The organism is Thermocrispum agreste DSM 44070 (assembly GCF_000427905.1).
In the GTDB taxonomy this organism is placed as follows: Bacteria; Actinomycetota; Actinomycetes; order Mycobacteriales; family Pseudonocardiaceae; genus Thermocrispum; species Thermocrispum agreste.
In genome coordinates, this window is sequence record NZ_KE386604.1 from 527,280 (window position 1) to 543,085 (window position 15,806).

The window sequence follows — 15,806 nt, forward strand, 5'->3', positions numbered from 1 at the left end:
GTCGGTGTTCGGACCACGACCCTCGGGTTGATGCGGTCGTGTACTGGTTGGGGATTGGCTCGGTTCCAATGACGGGTGTCGCGTCGTGTTGGTGTCGGTGGTCGGGCCGGTGTCGGGTGTGGTGCGGTCGCGTGGGTCAGTTGTGCTGGTTGGGGGATCGGCTCGGTTCCGGTGACGGGCGTCGTGTCGGCGCCGATGTCGGTGCCGGGCCGGTGTTCGGGTTGATGCGGTCGCGCGGGGTCAGCTGAGCTGATCGCACGGCACCGGTTCCACCTCCGCGACGTCGGTGGACCAGTAGATGTTGGAGAACGACGCGGCGAACGTGCCTTCGGACAGCACTAGCCACGGTGTGTCGATGGCTTCCGGACGCCACAGCGTGCCCGCGTTCTCGGCGAAACAGCGCAGCGGCACCGCGACCGTCACGGTCTGATTCACCGGCAGGCGCTTGAACAGGTCGGAGACGGGGACGCCTGCAAAGCACGGGTGCTCGCACTGCACCTGCAGAGTCGTCTCGTCCGTGGGCGGGGTGCGCACCAGCACGTCGAACACCATGGCCGCGTCGGAGTGGGCGAAGAAGTCGTCCATCGGCTGTGGCTCGCCGCTTTGCAGGTAGACCTGGCCTTTGCCGGTCCAGGTCACGTTGAGCCTGCCGAGCCCGTCGATGCTCGCGGCGACCGTGTCGGTGCTGTTGCCCTTCGACCCGATCGGCACCCCTGCCCAGTAGTTCGCCACCGAGCCGAGGTACCCACGCCACGGGGGCCGGATGGAGCCGTCGGTGAACAGGTCCGCCCGGTGGCTGTCGTCCTCCGGGTGGGCCTGCTGGGCAGGTGGTGGTGGGGACGGCAGCAGCGCGATGGTGAGCAGGACGGCGACGACCACGGCGATGCACGCGCTCACGGTGACCGCCAGCCACGGCACGCGAGAGCCGGCGTCGGCGGCAGCGGGTGGGGTCGTTTCCGCAGTGGCCGTCGGTGAGGGCGGCGGTACCGGCGTGGCCTGGCCAGCTGCGCCCGGAGCCGGGGGAGCGGCGTGCGCGGCGAGTACCCGGCTGGCGGCCGGGCGGATGACCTCGCTCGGCTGGTGGCGCTGCGCCAGGTGGGCGGCGCCCAGCGCGACCGTGTGCTTGGGGTGCATCGCGGTGCGCACCGGCTTGCCGAACTCCTGGGCAAGTTGCTGCGCGACAAGCGGAATGCGGGACGAGCCGCCTGCCAGCACGATGGCGTCGAGCTGCTCCGGCTTGAGCTCGGCGGAGGCCGCGGCCCGGTGCACCGCTTCGACGGTCAGCGCGATGCTGGGCTTGATCAGCTCGTTGAACTCGAGCCGGGAGATCGACACCTCGCGCGCACCGTCCGGCAACGGCACGGACACCGTCACGTCCGGTTCGATGGACAGGTCCTCCTTGGCCTTGACGACCAGCGCGCGGATCTTCTCGTGCAGCCCGGCCTGTTCGTCGTCGGTGCGGTCGAGCCGGGAGATGGCGCCGTCCACGCGCTTGTCGACCTCGGCGAGCAGCGTCTCGTCGAAATCGACACCACCCATGTGCTCGATGCCTTCCGGGGTGCCGAGGATCTCCGCGCCGCCGTCTTTGACCCGCAGGATCGTGGTGTCGAACGTGCCGCCGCCCAGGTCGTAGACCGCGATGACGTCGCCGTCGGAGAGCTGGCGTTCCCGGCAGTAGTGGGTGGCCGCGGCTTCCGGTTCGGTGATCAGCCGGTAGTTGGTAATCCCGGCCAGCCGGGGCACCTCGGTGAACTGCTCCCGTCGGTACGGGCCCCAGATCGCCGGATGGGTCAGCACCACGGTGGCGGGCGGGCCGCCGTGAATCCGCTCGACCTCGGCCAGGATGTCGCGCAGCTGGGCGGCCATCAGCGCGGCCGCCGAGTACGGCTGCCCGCCCAGGATGATCGGGCTCGGCTCACCGAGCCGGCGTTTGAACTCGGTGGCCCTGCGCTTCGGATCCGTGCCGTCCAGCGCTGCGGCGCCGGTGACCAGCTTCGATTCGGCGGTCAGGTAGGCGATCGAGGGCGTGACGACGTCCGGCGGGAGATACACCGTGCGCACGCCGCTCGGGCTCGCCACGGCGGCGGCGCAGAACGACGTCCCAAGATCAACGCCTAGCCCGTACCACACCACTCCACCCCTTGCGACTCTGGACGAGCCGATGTCAGCTAGGTCACCGTACCTGACCGGCCCACCGCCACCACGCCACTGTCCGTGTTGTAACCGGTCCTTCACCGTGCGCGCCGACACCGAGGTAGATGCGACGGAACGTGGCCGTCGGCTGGTGCCTGCCCACCGTGTGGAGGTCGGAGCCGGAAGATGCCGCCGTACCCGGCCCGGCGGCGACGTCGTTCATCGATTCCTGTGCGCGCGACTTGCGGCCACGGTGGGAGCAGCCGTCGTGCGTGCCGACAGCGGATACGACAGCGGACGACAGGGTCGCGATGTGGTCGTTGTCCGAGCCGACGATGGTGTTCGAACCGCCGGTCGGTGGTTGCGGTTGGGGGTGTGTCGAGGTGGGCGGTGGGCCGGTCGACGGTTGCCGCTGGGCGTGCGCCGAGGTTTCCGACGGTGAGTCGCCGGTGCTCGATGCTTGGGCGTGCCCGGCGAACCCGCGGTCGGAAGAGTCGCTGCCGTGCATGCCGCGCACACGGCACGTGCACCACGAGCTTGACCGATGCAAGGCTGGCTCCTAGGCGCACGGCCACTTCCCGCTCGCCGGACAGCTCATCCCCGCCTTCTCGCCCACGCACACACCACCCCTCGACCGCACCTTGTGAGCGCACGGCCGCTCGGCATCTTGTCCCACCGCAGAAGCGACGGGGCGGCCGCGTGCCGCAGCCGCCCCGTCACCGGTTTGCGAGGACACCAACCGCGATCACTCGAACGGCGTCAAGGTGATCGCGGCGCTTTGCGGGGTGGGGTGGTGGACCAGGGTGTCCTGCGCCATCACATCGTCGAACGGGAAGCCGTACGCCCGCCCGTCGGCCATGTTCTCGTGGACCATCCGCGAGTAGTGGTTGGTCCGCTCGACGTGGTAGAAGGTGTCCGGTTGCTGCGCGCCGTACTGCTGCACCTCGGTCGTGTGCAGGGTGCCGCGCTGCAGGGACGCGCACAGCGTGCGGGCGATCGGACCGATGACCGCGTCGTTCGGGGCGAACAGCCTGCCGTGGCAGCCCCACACATCGGCCGAGGTCGGCTTCTCGAACGTCGCCACCGGCTGGCCGTTGGCGTCGCGGAACGTCATCGTCGCGCCGTCGCTGCGGCCGTAGAACGCCACGTCGGGCTGGTCGGCGAACGGCTTCACCACCAGGTCACGGTCGATGTAGGTGTTCCACACCTGGTCGATGTACGGCTGCAGGTAGTTCGGGTCCATCAGCCCGTGCTCGGTGGCCTTGATCGGGGACAGCACCCGCACCACCGTGCCGTCGGCGCGGGTCACGACGGTGTTCTCGAATCCGGGCGTGTTGCGCACGGCCTCGATGACCGCGTTCCGCCCGCCCGGCTTGAGTTCACCGCGCGTGATGGTCTGCCCGTCCGGCGCGGTCACCGACACCGAATGCGGCACCGCGAACATGTCCACCTGGGTGGTGTTCATCCAGATGCCGCTGTCGTCGTAGTTGAACTCGGCGAAGTCGAACAGGATGTCGTGGCTCGGGTCGCCGGGCGCCCACGGCGCGGGGTGCACCAGGCCGTCGGGAGTCAGGCTGAACGGCAGCTTGTCCCCGAAGGACATGTAGATCCGGCCGGAGACGTGCTTGGGCAGCTGGAGGGTCGTGGACTGGCCGAGCGCGGGGCCGGGAATGGAGATGTCGGGGGCGGGGACCGGCGGGACCGCGCCGCCCTGCCACGGGACGAAGTCGCCCGCCTGGGTGACGTAACCTTGCTGGCCGTTCTGCTGGCCCACCACGTAGAGGTGCACCTGCTCCGGACGACCGCTGTTGTTGACGACGGTCAGGGGAAGCTTGTCCGGTGCGGCGCTTTGCGCGGTCGCCGTCGGCAGGACAGCGGCCGCGGTGGCAGCTATCGCAGCGAGCGCGCCGAACACTTTCGTTCGAACTCGCATGTCGACTCCTTGGGCGGAAGAGCGCACAGTCTGTGGGTGTCGACTGCACTCGCTGTGCGGTCCGTCACGCAACGCCGGCCGGTGAAGATCTGCCCGGTCTTCCCGTCACGGTGCACTTAGGCGCAAGGCGTTCTTTCCGCTTCCGCCCCGGCCGCGCCGGAAGATCGACTACTCCGTGCCGCGGCACGGTACCGGAATACGACAGCCCGCGGGGCACGCGGCCCCGCGGGCTGGTGAAGGGAAGGAATCAGCTGAACGGCGTGAGCGTGATGGCGGCCGACTGCGGGTTGCCGTCGTGCACCAGCGACTCCTGCGCCATCACGTCGTCGAACGGGAAGCCGTACGCCCGCCCGTCGACCATGTTCTCGTGGATCAGCCGCGAGTAGTGGTTGGTGCGCTCCACCCGGTAGAAGTCGGTCGCCGGGTTGCCGCCCGGCTGCACGTCGATCGAGTGCAGCGTGCCGCGGTGCAGCGCCGCGCACAGGGTGCGGGCGATCGGCCCGATCACCTGATCGTTCGGCGCGTGCAGCCTGCCGTGGCAGCCCCACACGTCGCTCGAGGTCGGCTTCTCGAACGTGGCGACCTGCGCGCCACTGGTGTCGGTGAACACCATGGTCGATCCGTAGGTGCGGCCGGTGAACCGGACGTCCGGCCGATCGCCGAACGGCACCACCGTCAGGTCCCTGCCGGTGTAGGTGTTCCACGCCTGATCGATGTACGGCTGCAGGTAGCCGGGGTCGAGCCTGCCCACCTCGGCCGCCTTGCCCGGCGCCAGTGCCCGCAGCATCGTCCCGTCGCCGCGGGTCACCACGGTGTTCTCCCAGCCGGGTGTGCTGCGCAGGCCGTTGATCACCGCGGTACGGCCACCGGGTTTGAGCTCACCGCGGGTGATGGTCTGACCGTTGGCGCCGGTGACCGAGACGGAGTGCGGCACGGCGAACATGTCGACCTGCGTGCTGTTCAGCCACAGGCCCGCGTCGTTGTAGGTGAACTCGGTGAAGTCGAACAGGATGTCGTGGTTGGGATCGCTCGGGTTCCACGGCGCAGGCTGCACCAGGCCGTCCGGGGTCAGGAAGAACCGGATCTTCTCGCCGAACGACATGTAGATCCGGCCGGAGATGTTCTTCGGGACGTACAGGGTCGTCGACTGGCCCGCGGCAGGCCCCGGGATGGACACGTCCGGTGCGGGCGACGGCGGGATCGATCCCGGTGGCCATGCCGAGAAGTCACCGGCTTGATTGACGTAACCGAGCCTGCCGTCCCGGACGCCCGTGACGTAGAGGTGGACCGGCTCGGATCGGCCGCTGTTGTTGGTGACGGTGATCGGCAGCTTGTCCGGTGCGGCGTTCTGCGCGGACGCCGCGGGCAGGACCGCGACCGTGGTCGCCGCGATCCCGGCGGCCACTCCGGCGAGCGCGCCGAACACCTTCGTTCGTACTCGCATGTCGACTCCTTGAAGTGCAGGGGTGCCTGTCAGTGTGGGTCGACAACGGGTCCTGTGTGGCGCCGATCACGCTCGGGCGGCGAGAGTCTGCCCCAGCCGTCCTCGCCGTCGTGCACTTCCGCGCATCCTCACCGTCCTTGTGATCGTTACTCTCGCGTACTCGATCGACACGGAGCGAGGTGGCTTCATGGGGAGCGTGCGCAGAGTCGGGTCCGCGGTGCTGGCCGTACTGGCCGGGATGTCACTGGGGGTGGTGGCCGCACCCGCGGCGTCGGCGGAAACCGAGGTGACCGAAGGCTGCATCGAAAGCGTTCCGGATCCAGGCACGAGCAAACCGGTCTCGATCTGCTACACGCTCTACAAGCCGCCGGGTGCCAGCGCGGACAACCCGGTGCCGATGATCCTGGAAGGCCACGGCTGGGGCGGCAGCAGGAAGACCGACCCGTCGGCGTCGTTCGGCGGGCTGATCGACGCCGGGTTCGGGGTGCTCAGCTTCGACCAGCGCGGCTTCGGCGACAGCGGCGGCAAGGCCCACCTGATGCGTCCGGACGTCGAGGGGGAGGACGTGCAACGGCTGATCGACTTCGTCGCCGAGCAGCCGTGGGTGGCCAAGGACGCACCCGGTGACCCGGTGCTGGGTGCCATCGGCGGCTCGTACGGCGGCGGCTACCAGTACGTCGGAGCGCTCAGCGAGGTGATGAAGACCGGCACCACCCGGTTCGACGCGCTCGCGCCGGAGATCACCTGGTACAGCCTGAGCGAAAGCCTCGCACCGCAAGGCGTTGCTAGGACGGAGTGGGCGTTGCTGCTCTACCTGGCCGGCCTGCCGTCGGACGCGCACACCACGACGGTGACGACGGCGCTGCTCGAGGCGCTGGTGACGGGCAACATCCCGGTGTCGCTGGAGAAGTTCCTCGAGCGCAACGGCCCGGCCTGGCATGTCGCCCAGGGCCGCAAGCTGGACGTTCCGGTGCTCATCCGGCAAGGGATCACCGACAACCTGTTCCCACTGGATCAGGCGCTGAAGACCTACGACAAGCTGCTGACCCCGCAGGCGCGGGAGCGCAGCCTGCTGATCGGCTACAACGGTGGCCACACGCTGCCGAGTGTCGTGCCGCCGGGGACGAACGACGCGTTGAAGGCACTGGCGGGCGGGCTGACCGAGTCCGACCCGTGCTCGCAGGAACTCGGTGGGTCGTTCAACCAGCTGCGGTTGGCGTTCTTCAAGCGTGAGCTGCTGGGTGAGGACGTCAGCATCCCCGGGCTCGGCCAGTACCACCTGGCCACCGCGGGCGGCCGGTGCCAGACGGTGACCAGCACGGAGGCGAACACGACGATCGAGCTGGGCAAGACCGCGAACCTGGTGGGTGTCGGCCTGCCGGTGGCCGTGCCGATCACCTCGGGCCCGATCACCGTGGCCGGGACGCCGACGCTGGACGCCAAGGTCACCTCGCTGGCGCTGGACGGCAGGATGTTCCTGGCGCTGGCGGTGGGCAGCAGCCCGCTGAACGCCAAGATCGTGCAGAACAACATGCTGCCGCTGCGGGAGCCGGGCCTGGTGGTGGACAAGCCGCGGCGGGACATCGAGCTGCCGTCGGTGGCCATCGACGTGCCCGCGGGCCAGACGCTGTACCTGCTGGTCACGCCGATCTCCGACATGTCGTTCGGGCACGGCAGCCGGGTGCCGGGCGCCATGGTGCTGAAGAACATGAAGGTCCACCTGCCGGTGGTCGGAACGCAGAGCTGACGCCCCGGGCGCCGGGCTCGCCGACGGCGGGCCCGGCACCGGTCGCTCGGCAGCGAGCGGAGGACGGCCGTCCAGGCTGCGGGGCGAGCTCGGTTGGCCGCCCGGGCTGCGGGTGAGCTGGGTTGGTTGACGTGGCTGCCTGCCGGGGCGTTGTGCGTCGGTTGGTGGCTGGTGTGTGTGCCGGTGGGCTTGGGTGGGCTGGCTGGTGGCGGCTGCGGATGTCGCCGGGCCGTCGGTGGCTCGCACCCCGGCCGGTGTGCGAGTCGGTCGGTCCCGGTCATCCGGGGCGTCTACTCGGGCGTCGTATGTGCCTGCCGGGCCTCGGCGGGGCAGATGGTGTCGGTAGCCGGTGTGCGGCGGAGCGCTGGGACGGGAAGGTCACATGGCGATGTTCTCCCGGCGTCGGGGTCGGCACGTCGGCAGCGAACCTGTCTAGGCCGGGTCCCGCATGCGGCCGAGGTCGGCCGGTGCGGCACCCGTCCGACGTAACCTCGCTTGCCGTCGTCGTACCGGCCGTGATCGGGAATACTCCGTGCGACGCGTGCCGGGCGAACCCGCATGACCGTATCCTCCGTGGTAGGGAAACCGACCGGTCGGGTCGCCGGGATGTTTCGGGAGGTGGCATGGCAGAGCAATTCGCGCGCGGTGTCAACAACGGAATCGACCTCTGTTACGAGACCTTCGGTGACCCGAGTGACGAGCCGCTGCTGCTGATCATCGGGCTCGGCTCTCCCATGACGTGGTGGGACGCCGAGTTCTGCGACATGCTCGCCGACCGCGGCTTCTACGTGGTGCGGTTCGACAACCGGGACAGCGGCCGCTCGACCTGGCTGGACGAACCGGCCGACCTGCTGCGCGCCCTGCTGCTGCGGCAGTCCCCGTACCGGCTGGAGGACATGGCCAAGGACACCGTCGGCCTGCTCGACCACCTCGGCATCTCGCAGGCACACCTGGTCGGGGCCTCGATGGGTGGGATGATCGCCCAGCTGATGGCGCTCGACTACCGCTCCCGGGTGCGGTCGCTCACCTCGATCATGTCGAACACCGGCAGCAGGCTGGTCGGTCGCCCGTCCCTGACGGGGTGGCGCACGCTGCTCAAGCCGGCGCCGCAGACCCGTGAGGGATTCATCGAGCATCAGGTGCGGGTGGCCCACAGGCTGCCCTCCCCGTGCTACCCGGTGGACGAAGAGCGGGTGCGCCGCCGCGCGGTGGAGACGTACGAGCGGGGGCTGAACCCGGCGGGCCGGGCACGGCAGTTCGCCGCGATCCTCGCCGCGACCGACCGGACGTCGCGGCTGCGTACGCTCCGCCTGCCCACCACCGTCATCCACGGCACCGACGACCACGTGATCGACGTGAGTGGCGGCCTGGCCACCGCGCGAGCCATCTCCGGCGCGGAGCTGCACGTCATCAACGGCCTGGGTCACGAGCTGCCGCCGGCGCTGTGGGCGCGGTACGTGCAGTACATCGAGCACACGGTGGAGCGCGCTATGGTCGCGACCGCCGAGCACAGCGCGCGCTGACCGGCCTACGCTCCGGCGCGCTACGAAAGCGAGCCTCCCGTGGTGCAGGCGTGTGCCTGCGCCGTGGCAAGTACCTAGCTGGCCGCGGCCAGCGTCCCGCGTTTTTCGACGACTTCGCGCAGGGCCTGCAGCGCCTGCTGAATCTGCGGGCTGTTCCTGCTGCCGCGCCGCACGCACGTCATGATCTGCCTGGTCGGCAGCGGCTCGACGGTCAGCGGCAGGCGCCGCAGTTGGAAGCTCGCGGGCAGTTCGGCGAGCCGGGGAATCAGCGAGATGCCGAGCCCGTGGGCCACCAGTGCCGCCACCGCGCTCCAGTCGGTGGCGAAGTGCGCCACGTGCGGCGTGAACCCAGCGACCGCGCAGGCGACCATGGCCCGGTCGTGGTGATCGCACGTGCCGGGCACCGGCAGGATCCACGGTTCGCATCCGGCGTCGGCCAGCGCGAGCCTCTTCTTCCCGGTCAGCGGGTGATCGGCAGGCACGAGCAGATCCAACGGCTCGGACATCATCGGCTGCTGGTCGAAGCGCGGGTCGTCCGGCGCCGGGCCGTTGTCGGTCGGGGTCAACAGCAGCAGATCCGTCTCGTCGGCCAGCAGCAGCTTGAAGCCTTCCTCGGACTCGCACTCGCGCACGGTCACCCGCAGCCCAGGGTTGCGCTCCTGCAGCAGCACGGCCGCCGGGGCGAGCAGCGCCATCGCGGTGGGAAAGCCGCTCAGCCGCAGGATCCCGGCCGCACCCGCGCGATACGCCTGCAGTGCCGCCCTGGCTTCCTCCCAGCGCGCCAGCAGTTCGTCGGCGTGCTCGACCAGCACCAGCGCGGCCGGGGTGAGCCGCACTCCGCGCCCTTGCGGCTCGAGCAGGGGGACCTCGAGCTCCCGGGACAGCTCGCGGATCTGGTGCGACACCGCCGAGGGGGTCAGATGGAGCGCGGCCGCCGCGGCGGTGACCGTGCCGTGCTGGTGCACGGCCCGCAGGACCTGCAGCCGACGAAGGTCAATCATGAAGAGAGATTAGACAGTATTGCAAAGAAACATGCAATGGACTTCAACAGTGGACGGCTCCAGAATGGAGGTATGAGCACCGCGACCTTGCCTTCCGGCACGACCGAGACCAGGACCGGCTACACCGTCGTTTCCCGACACAACACCAGTACCGGCGAGGTGATCTACGCGCGTTGTGACGCGTGCGGGAAGCTGCGGATGCTCAGCGCCGCCGCGGTGGCCGGAAGCCACGCGCCGACGTGCCCGTTCTGCGACTGAGATCCGCCGGGATCACGCAAAGCTTCCTCCTCGACGCCTCCAGCGCCGTATCGTCGGACCATCGGCGACGCGGCGCTTTTCGTTTGGGGGTGGCACGTGACCGCGCAGGTCGTCCGCGAGCGTGAAGTCCGTGCGCACGCACTTCTCGGGTTCGCATTCGTCGGCGTCCCGGTGGTGGTGAGTGCCTACTGCCTTGTCGTCGATGCGTTGCTGGTCGATCGGCCGTTGGGCGGTGCCCGGGCCGCCTACGCCGGCTGGGTGGTCGCGGCGCTGGGCGTGCTGCTGTGGATCGTCCTTCGCCGGCGGCCCGGCCGGTGGCCGGTCTTCGCCCGCGTCGTGGTGGTGGCCACCACGCTGGCGCTGGTGATCTCGGTACTGGTCAGCAGCGTCGGTGCGGAGCAGAGTTTGCCGCTGGTGCTTGCCGCGTTGGTGCCGGTGCCTTTCATCGTGGTCGGCGTTCCCGCCTTGGCGGCACGCGCCGCCCGCAGACTGACCATGCCGCTCGTGCCGGACATGGCCGACAGCGCTTACGAGTGGGCGATCCCGGTGCGGGGCATGCGCCGGGTGGCGCTGACGGTCGGCACCACGTCGCTCGAAGTGCGCAAGGACGCTTCGTTCCTGCTCGAGCTGCTCGACCTCGACAGTTCTCGCGCCACCAAGTACCCGTTGTCGGCGGTGAGTTGGGTGTGGGACGCCTCGATCAGCGGAACGGCGCCCGCCAACCTGCCCAGGGCCATCCGCGGTGAGATCGACGAAGTCTCCGGGCCCGCCGTCGGGCTCCGCGTCTACGGGCACGACTGGGTGCTGCCGGTCGAGTCGGCCGACGCCGTCGTGGCGCTCCTGCGTCGCCGGATCGGCCTCGACGAGCCCGGTTCCTGACCGGCCGCTCTCGGTGGGCCGCCGGGTGCGAAAGGTTGGGATGGTCACAGTCGTTCACCAACCTGCGGATCGTCTGCGCAGGTGAGGCGGGTGATTACGGTCAGTAGCCCTGGACTCACCGGGAAGATCTGGTTACGTTGGGAACCCTTATGTCGGGGAACAGCACCACCTCCGCCGACGGTGGCTATGCCGCCGCCGGCGAATTAGTCATCGACAATGTCCGGAAGTCCGACGGGGCGGCGCTGTGGCGGATGGCCCGCGATTCCGGCAAGCTCGACCTCAATTCCTCCTACGCGTACCTGTTGTGGGCGCACGATTTCGCCGACACGTCGGTGATCGCGCGCCTCGACGGGGAGCCGGTCGGATTCGTCATCGGATACCGCAAGCAGCGCGCCAAGGACACCGTGGTCGTCTGGCAGGTCGCGGTGGACGCGAGGGCGCGCGGCCGTGGCGTGGCGGGCAGGCTGCTCGACCGGTTGGTCACGCCGTTGGTCGCGGACGGGGTCCGCTACCTGGAGACCACGATCACGCCGGACAACGAGGCCTCCATTGCGCTGTTCGCCGCATTCGCCAGGCGCTGGGACGCGCAGGTCGGCAGAAGCCCGCTGTTCGCCGCGGAGGATTTCCCGGACGAGCACGAGCCCGAGGACCTGTACCGGATCGGACCCCTGCGTATCCGGCGCTGATTCCGGCTATTCATGCACGACGAACCCGAATCGCGAACGGAGCGAAGGTGAGTATTTTCGAAGCACTCGAATCCCGGGTACGCAGCTACAGCCGTAGCTGGCCGGTGGTGTTCGACAAGGCCACGGGCAGCTGGTTGTACGACGAGAGCGGCACACCGTATCTGGACTTCTTCGCCGGGGCAGGTGCGCTCAACTACGGGCACAACCACCCGGACCTCAAGCGGGTCCTGCTCGACTACATCTCCTCCGACCGCGTCACGCACTCGCTGGACATGTACACCGCGGCGAAACGCCGCTTCCTGGAGGCGTTCGACGAGATCGTGCTGCGCCCCAGGGAGCTGGAGTACAAGGTGATCTTCCCCGGTCCCGGTGGCGCCAACGCGGTGGAAGCCGCGCTCAAGCTGGCCCGCAAGGTGACCGGACGGGAGTCGGTCATCAACTTCACCAACGCCTTCCACGGCATGACGCTCGGCGCGTTGTCGGTGACCGGGAACTCGATGAAGCGGGGCGGCGCCGGGGTTCCCCTGGTGCACGCGACCCCCATGCCGTACGACAACTACTTCGACGGCGAGATTCCGGACTTTCTGTACCTGGAGCGGCTGCTGGAGGACTCCGGCAGCGGGCTGAACGAGCCCGCCGCGATCATCGTCGAGACGGTGCAGGGGGAGGGCGGCATCAACCCGGCGCGGGCCGAGTGGCTGCGCGCGCTGTCCGACCTGTGCCGCAGGCACGAGATCCTGCTGATCGTCGACGACGTGCAGATGGGCTGCGGCCGCACTGGGCCGTTCTTCAGCTTCGAAGACGCCGGCATCACCCCGGACATCGTGTGCCTGTCCAAGTCGATCAGCGGATACGGGCTGCCGATGGCCCTCACCCTGATCCGCCCCGACCTGGACGTGTGGGCGCCCGGTGAGCACAACGGGACCTTCCGCGGGATCAGCCCGGCCTTCGTCACGGCCGCCGAGGCGCTGAACCTGTTCTGGCGGGACGACACGTTGGAGAAGTCCACCAAGGCCAAGGGGGAGCGGATCGGCAACGCACTCAGCGAGATCGCCGAGTCCTACCCCGGCGCCGGGCTGGTCGCCAAGGGCAAGGGACTGGCCCGCGGCATCGAGATGGGCGAAGGGGAGCGTGGCGGCGAGCTGGCCGGCGCGGTGTGCCGGGAAGCGTTCCAGCGCGGCATGTTGATGGAAACCTCCGGCCCGGAGGGCGAGGTCGTCAAGCTGCTGCCGCCGCTGACCGTCACCGAAGCCGAGGTCGAGCAGGGGTTGGACATCCTGCGTGCCTCGGTGGACGCGGTGATGAGCTGACCGCCTGACCGCGGACGGCGCTGGAGGGGAATCCGGCCCGAGCAGTTGAAGAAGGAACCGAAGAGAAACGGAGCAGAGGCGTGATCGTCCGCCACCTCGACGAGATCACCGGCACCGACGCCGACGTGGAGACGGAGAACTGGCGCAGCAAGCGCATCGTGCTGGCCAGGGACAAGGCGGGGTTCTCGGTGCACGAGACCGTGCTCAAGGCGGGCACGGTGAACCGATTCTGGTACGCCAACCACATCGAAGCGGTGTTCGTCGTCTCCGGTGAAGGGGAGCTGACCGACCTGGGCACCGGCGAGACCCATCAGCTGCGGCCGGGCTCGCTGTACCTGCTCAACGACCACGACAAGCACGAACTGCGGCCGAAGACCGAGATGCGCACCGTGTGCGTGTTCAACCCGCCGGTGACCGGCCGTGAGGTGCACGACGAGAACGGTGTCTACCCGCTCATCGTCGAAGAGGACTGAGCGGACCTTCTTTCTGCCCCTGAGCGGGGGCTTTCGCCCACCGCGGGAAAAAAGTTCGGGTGGCGAGGGAACCTTTGGCCCCCCTCGCGACTCTTAATGAGTGAACGGACGTCGCACACGGCGGTCCTGCAGAGCACGGAGGGGGTCAGGACGCCGTGGCACGGTGTGGCCCTGGGGGCCAACCACCGTGCACGGAGGGATACAGGCGACGACCGGGGGTCCGAAAGCGGCCGGCACGTAGGGGATGTGCCGGCCGCTTTCCCATGTGTGCAGGTTGTCCCGGGTGACGCGCACGACGACCGTGGCGTCGGCTCCGTGGCCATGATCCGCGAGTTCGAAGCAGTCATGACATGACGACCGCACGGCCGAACATCAGGAGGTGTCGGCGCGGGGCCGGGCAGTCACGCTCAACGGGTGTCCGGGGTTGTCGTGGGGCTGGGCGCGTGCACGGGCCACCCTCGATGTGGCGGAGGCACACGCCGGTCCTCCCGGCCGCGACATACCAGGACGACTCGGAGTTGCCCGGATCGGACGATCAGGCACGGCCTGTCTCAGGCACGCGCCCACTCGGCGCCTGCCCGGTGATCACACCAGACGAGCGCCTACGTGGACCTGGCCTGGCTGGTCGCGGTGTGTCGTGTCGTGGGAGGGGGCTAGTGCGTGCGGGCACGTCGGGTCTTGGGTGCTGGTCTGGGGCGTGCCTGCCTGGGCCTGGCCTGGCTGGTCGCGGTGTGTCGTGTCGTGGGAGGGTGCCAGTGCGTGCGGGTACGCCGGGTCTCGGGCGCCGGCCCGCGGCGCGGACATTCCCGGCCTAGCCCGTACCGACGGATCGTGCTGGCCGGTCAGGCATCCACACCGCACCGCGCGGTGGTGGTGCCACCCCGGATGCAGGCCTACGTGTCCGCCGGCGAGGCGGCCTTCGACGTGTTCCGCGACATCACCCCGGTGGTCGAAGGCATCTCGACCGACGAGGCGTTTCTCGACGTCGGCGGGCTGGCCAGGCTGTCCGGGACGCGCGACAAGGGCGCGCCTGCCCACGACGCACGACTTCCCGGCTTGTGACTCAGCCGAGCGCCGCGTTCGCTTCCTTCAGCACCTTGACCAGATCGTCGCGGCCGCCGGGCAGGCACTTGATCGTCGGCTCCGCGCCCGACTCGTCCACGAACGTGACCACGCGCCCCTCGTCCACGATGTCGACCACCGCGTACGGGCCCACCTTCTTGCGGCCGGAGCCGCCGGAACGCTTCGCGGTGTAGACCTGGAAGATCGCCTCGCGCTTGGCGCGCATCAGCTCCCGCAGCCGGGCGGCCGGGTCGACGTCGTCGTCGCCGCCCTCGTAGATGGAGAACTCGTCGTCCACGACTTCGTCGACCGCGGTGTCCTCCTCCACGGAGAAGCCCGCCTTGGGCACGCTCAGCTGGGGGATCTTCGCTCCCTCGGCCGGCCTGATCGAGTCGAGGAACTCGTCGAGCAGCTTCTCCGCAGGCACCGGCGCCAGCGCCATGGCTTGCTGGTCGCGCACCATCCGCACCGCTTCCTTGCCGTTGCCGGACACCAGGATCGCGCCCGTGAAGCCGACCGTGAGGCCGTTGACCCACGCGTAGTACTCGTCGGTGGCCGTGGCCAGCAGGCGTAGGGTCTCCACCAGCTCCGGCGCCGGCTCGTCCAGCGAGCCGAGCTGCTGCTTGGCGAGCACGTCGTCGACGACGCCGGCGATGCGGGGCCGATCGTCCTCGGAGACGTACATGTCACCCAGGCCAAGGGCCGGGTGAGGCCGGCCGGGGTCGAGCGAGTTCCACAGCCAGTCCACGCCGATCAGCGGCAGCTGGACGATGTCGTTGATGATGCTCATTTGTCACCGATCACCGGGGGGACGGACTTCTCGTCGGTTCCGAACAACTTGTTCGGGTCCTCGGTCGCCATGTACTTGCGCTTGTGCTGTTTGTCTTCGCCCCTGTTGCCCGCGGCACCCGCGCCGCCCATCATGCCCATCGGCATGCCGCCGCGCATGCCGCCCATGCCTGCCGCGCGACCGGCCGCGGCCGCAGCGGCACCACCGGCCGCACCCGAGCCGAATCCGACCGCGCCACTGGCACGCCCGTCGCCGGTGGGTGCCCCGGACGCCGCCCCGCTGCCGCCGAAGGCCCCCGGTGACAGGCTGCCTGCGCCACCGCCCACACCGGAACCGGCGAAGTCCGACGGCGAGAAGCTGGAGGCCGACGTGCCGCCGAACTTGCCCGGCTTGAACTCACCCGGCTTGAACTCGCCCGGCGAGAACGAGCTGGTCCTCAGTGCTTCGCGGGCACGCCGCGCCTGCTCCTCGGCGGCCTCCCGCTGGCGGCGGGCTTCCTCTTCCATGCGGCGGCGGGCTTCTTCGGCCTGCCGCTGGGCTTCTTCCTGGCGGCGGCGCGCTTCCTCC

At 69.4% G+C, this 15,806-nt stretch carries 12 protein-coding genes and 2 pseudogenes; 8 read left to right on the forward strand and 6 right to left on the reverse strand.

Annotated features, from left to right (window positions below; all coding sequences use genetic code 11):
• Positions 1 to 240 precede the first annotated feature (240 nt).
• The 3 genes from YWY_RS22610 to YWY_RS22615 form a co-directional block, all read right to left on the reverse strand.
• A complete protein-coding gene (locus YWY_RS22610) occupies positions 241 to 2,079 on the reverse strand; it encodes an Hsp70 family protein (RefSeq protein ID WP_245566714.1) in 1,839 nt (612 codons plus the stop codon).
• 799 nt (positions 2,080 to 2,878) lie between these two features.
• Positions 2,879 to 4,066 (reverse strand): beta-1,3-glucanase family protein, encoded by a 1,188-nt coding sequence (locus YWY_RS0117215; protein WP_028848627.1) that lies wholly within the window; start codon positions 4,064 to 4,066, stop codon positions 2,879 to 2,881.
• A gap of 247 nt (positions 4,067 to 4,313) precedes the next feature.
• On the reverse strand, positions 4,314 to 5,510 hold the full coding sequence (locus YWY_RS22615; RefSeq protein WP_038045491.1) for a beta-1,3-glucanase family protein: 1,197 nt from the start codon (positions 5,508 to 5,510) through the stop codon (positions 4,314 to 4,316).
• Positions 5,511 to 5,697: 187 nt separating this feature from the next.
• Between YWY_RS22615 and YWY_RS0117225 the strand changes: the two genes are divergently transcribed.
• Together YWY_RS0117225 and YWY_RS0117230 are read left to right on the forward strand one after the other, a co-directional pair.
• On the forward strand, positions 5,698 to 7,257 hold the full coding sequence (locus YWY_RS0117225; protein WP_211227649.1) for an alpha/beta hydrolase family protein: 1,560 nt from the start codon (positions 5,698 to 5,700) through the stop codon (positions 7,255 to 7,257).
• 623 nt (positions 7,258 to 7,880) lie between these two features.
• Positions 7,881 to 8,780 (forward strand): alpha/beta hydrolase, encoded by a 900-nt coding sequence (locus YWY_RS0117230; protein ID WP_028848629.1) that lies wholly within the window; start codon positions 7,881 to 7,883, stop codon positions 8,778 to 8,780.
• Between the two features lie 74 nt (positions 8,781 to 8,854).
• On the opposite strand, the gene YWY_RS0117235 is transcribed toward YWY_RS0117230, so the two are convergent.
• The gene (locus YWY_RS0117235; protein WP_028848630.1) at positions 8,855 to 9,781 is read right to left on the reverse strand and encodes a LysR family transcriptional regulator; all 927 of its coding nucleotides are present in this window, start codon (positions 9,779 to 9,781) and stop codon (positions 8,855 to 8,857) included.
• A gap of 72 nt (positions 9,782 to 9,853) precedes the next feature.
• Between YWY_RS0117235 and YWY_RS22620 the strand changes: the two genes are divergently transcribed.
• From YWY_RS22620 to YWY_RS0117265, 6 genes and pseudogenes are all read left to right on the forward strand, one after another.
• Positions 9,854 to 10,039, forward strand: a complete 186-nt coding sequence (locus tag YWY_RS22620) for a hypothetical protein (RefSeq protein ID WP_038045494.1) — start codon at positions 9,854 to 9,856, stop codon at positions 10,037 to 10,039.
• Positions 10,040 to 10,135: 96 nt separating this feature from the next.
• Positions 10,136 to 10,918: a hypothetical protein gene (locus tag YWY_RS0117245; protein ID WP_028848631.1), complete on the forward strand. Its 783-nt coding sequence runs from the start codon at positions 10,136 to 10,138 to the stop codon at positions 10,916 to 10,918.
• 149 nt (positions 10,919 to 11,067) lie between these two features.
• Positions 11,068 to 11,604 (forward strand): diaminobutyrate acetyltransferase, encoded by a 537-nt coding sequence (gene ectA / locus YWY_RS0117250; RefSeq protein WP_028848632.1) that lies wholly within the window; start codon positions 11,068 to 11,070, stop codon positions 11,602 to 11,604.
• Between the two features lie 47 nt (positions 11,605 to 11,651).
• Positions 11,652 to 12,914, forward strand: coding sequence for a diaminobutyrate--2-oxoglutarate transaminase (gene ectB / locus YWY_RS0117255; RefSeq protein WP_028848633.1), 1,263 nt, complete (start codon positions 11,652 to 11,654; stop codon positions 12,912 to 12,914).
• A gap of 80 nt (positions 12,915 to 12,994) precedes the next feature.
• Positions 12,995 to 13,387, forward strand: a complete 393-nt coding sequence (locus YWY_RS0117260; RefSeq protein WP_028848634.1) for an ectoine synthase — start codon at positions 12,995 to 12,997, stop codon at positions 13,385 to 13,387.
• A gap of 864 nt (positions 13,388 to 14,251) precedes the next feature.
• A pseudogene (locus YWY_RS0117265) lies at positions 14,252 to 14,401 on the forward strand (Y-family DNA polymerase); the annotation flags it as partial.
• 49 nt (positions 14,402 to 14,450) lie between these two features.
• Here the strand turns inward: YWY_RS0117265 and YWY_RS0117270 are convergent.
• Together YWY_RS0117270 and YWY_RS23400 are read right to left on the reverse strand one after the other, a co-directional pair.
• Positions 14,451 to 15,239 carry an ESX secretion-associated protein EspG gene (locus tag YWY_RS0117270; RefSeq protein WP_028848636.1) on the reverse strand — a complete coding sequence of 263 codons (789 nt, stop codon included), beginning with the start codon at positions 15,237 to 15,239 and terminating at the stop codon, positions 14,451 to 14,453.
• Positions 15,236 to 15,806, reverse strand: a pseudogene (locus YWY_RS23400) (hypothetical protein); the annotation flags it as partial. The pseudogene YWY_RS23400 and the gene YWY_RS0117270, both read right to left, overlap by 4 nt.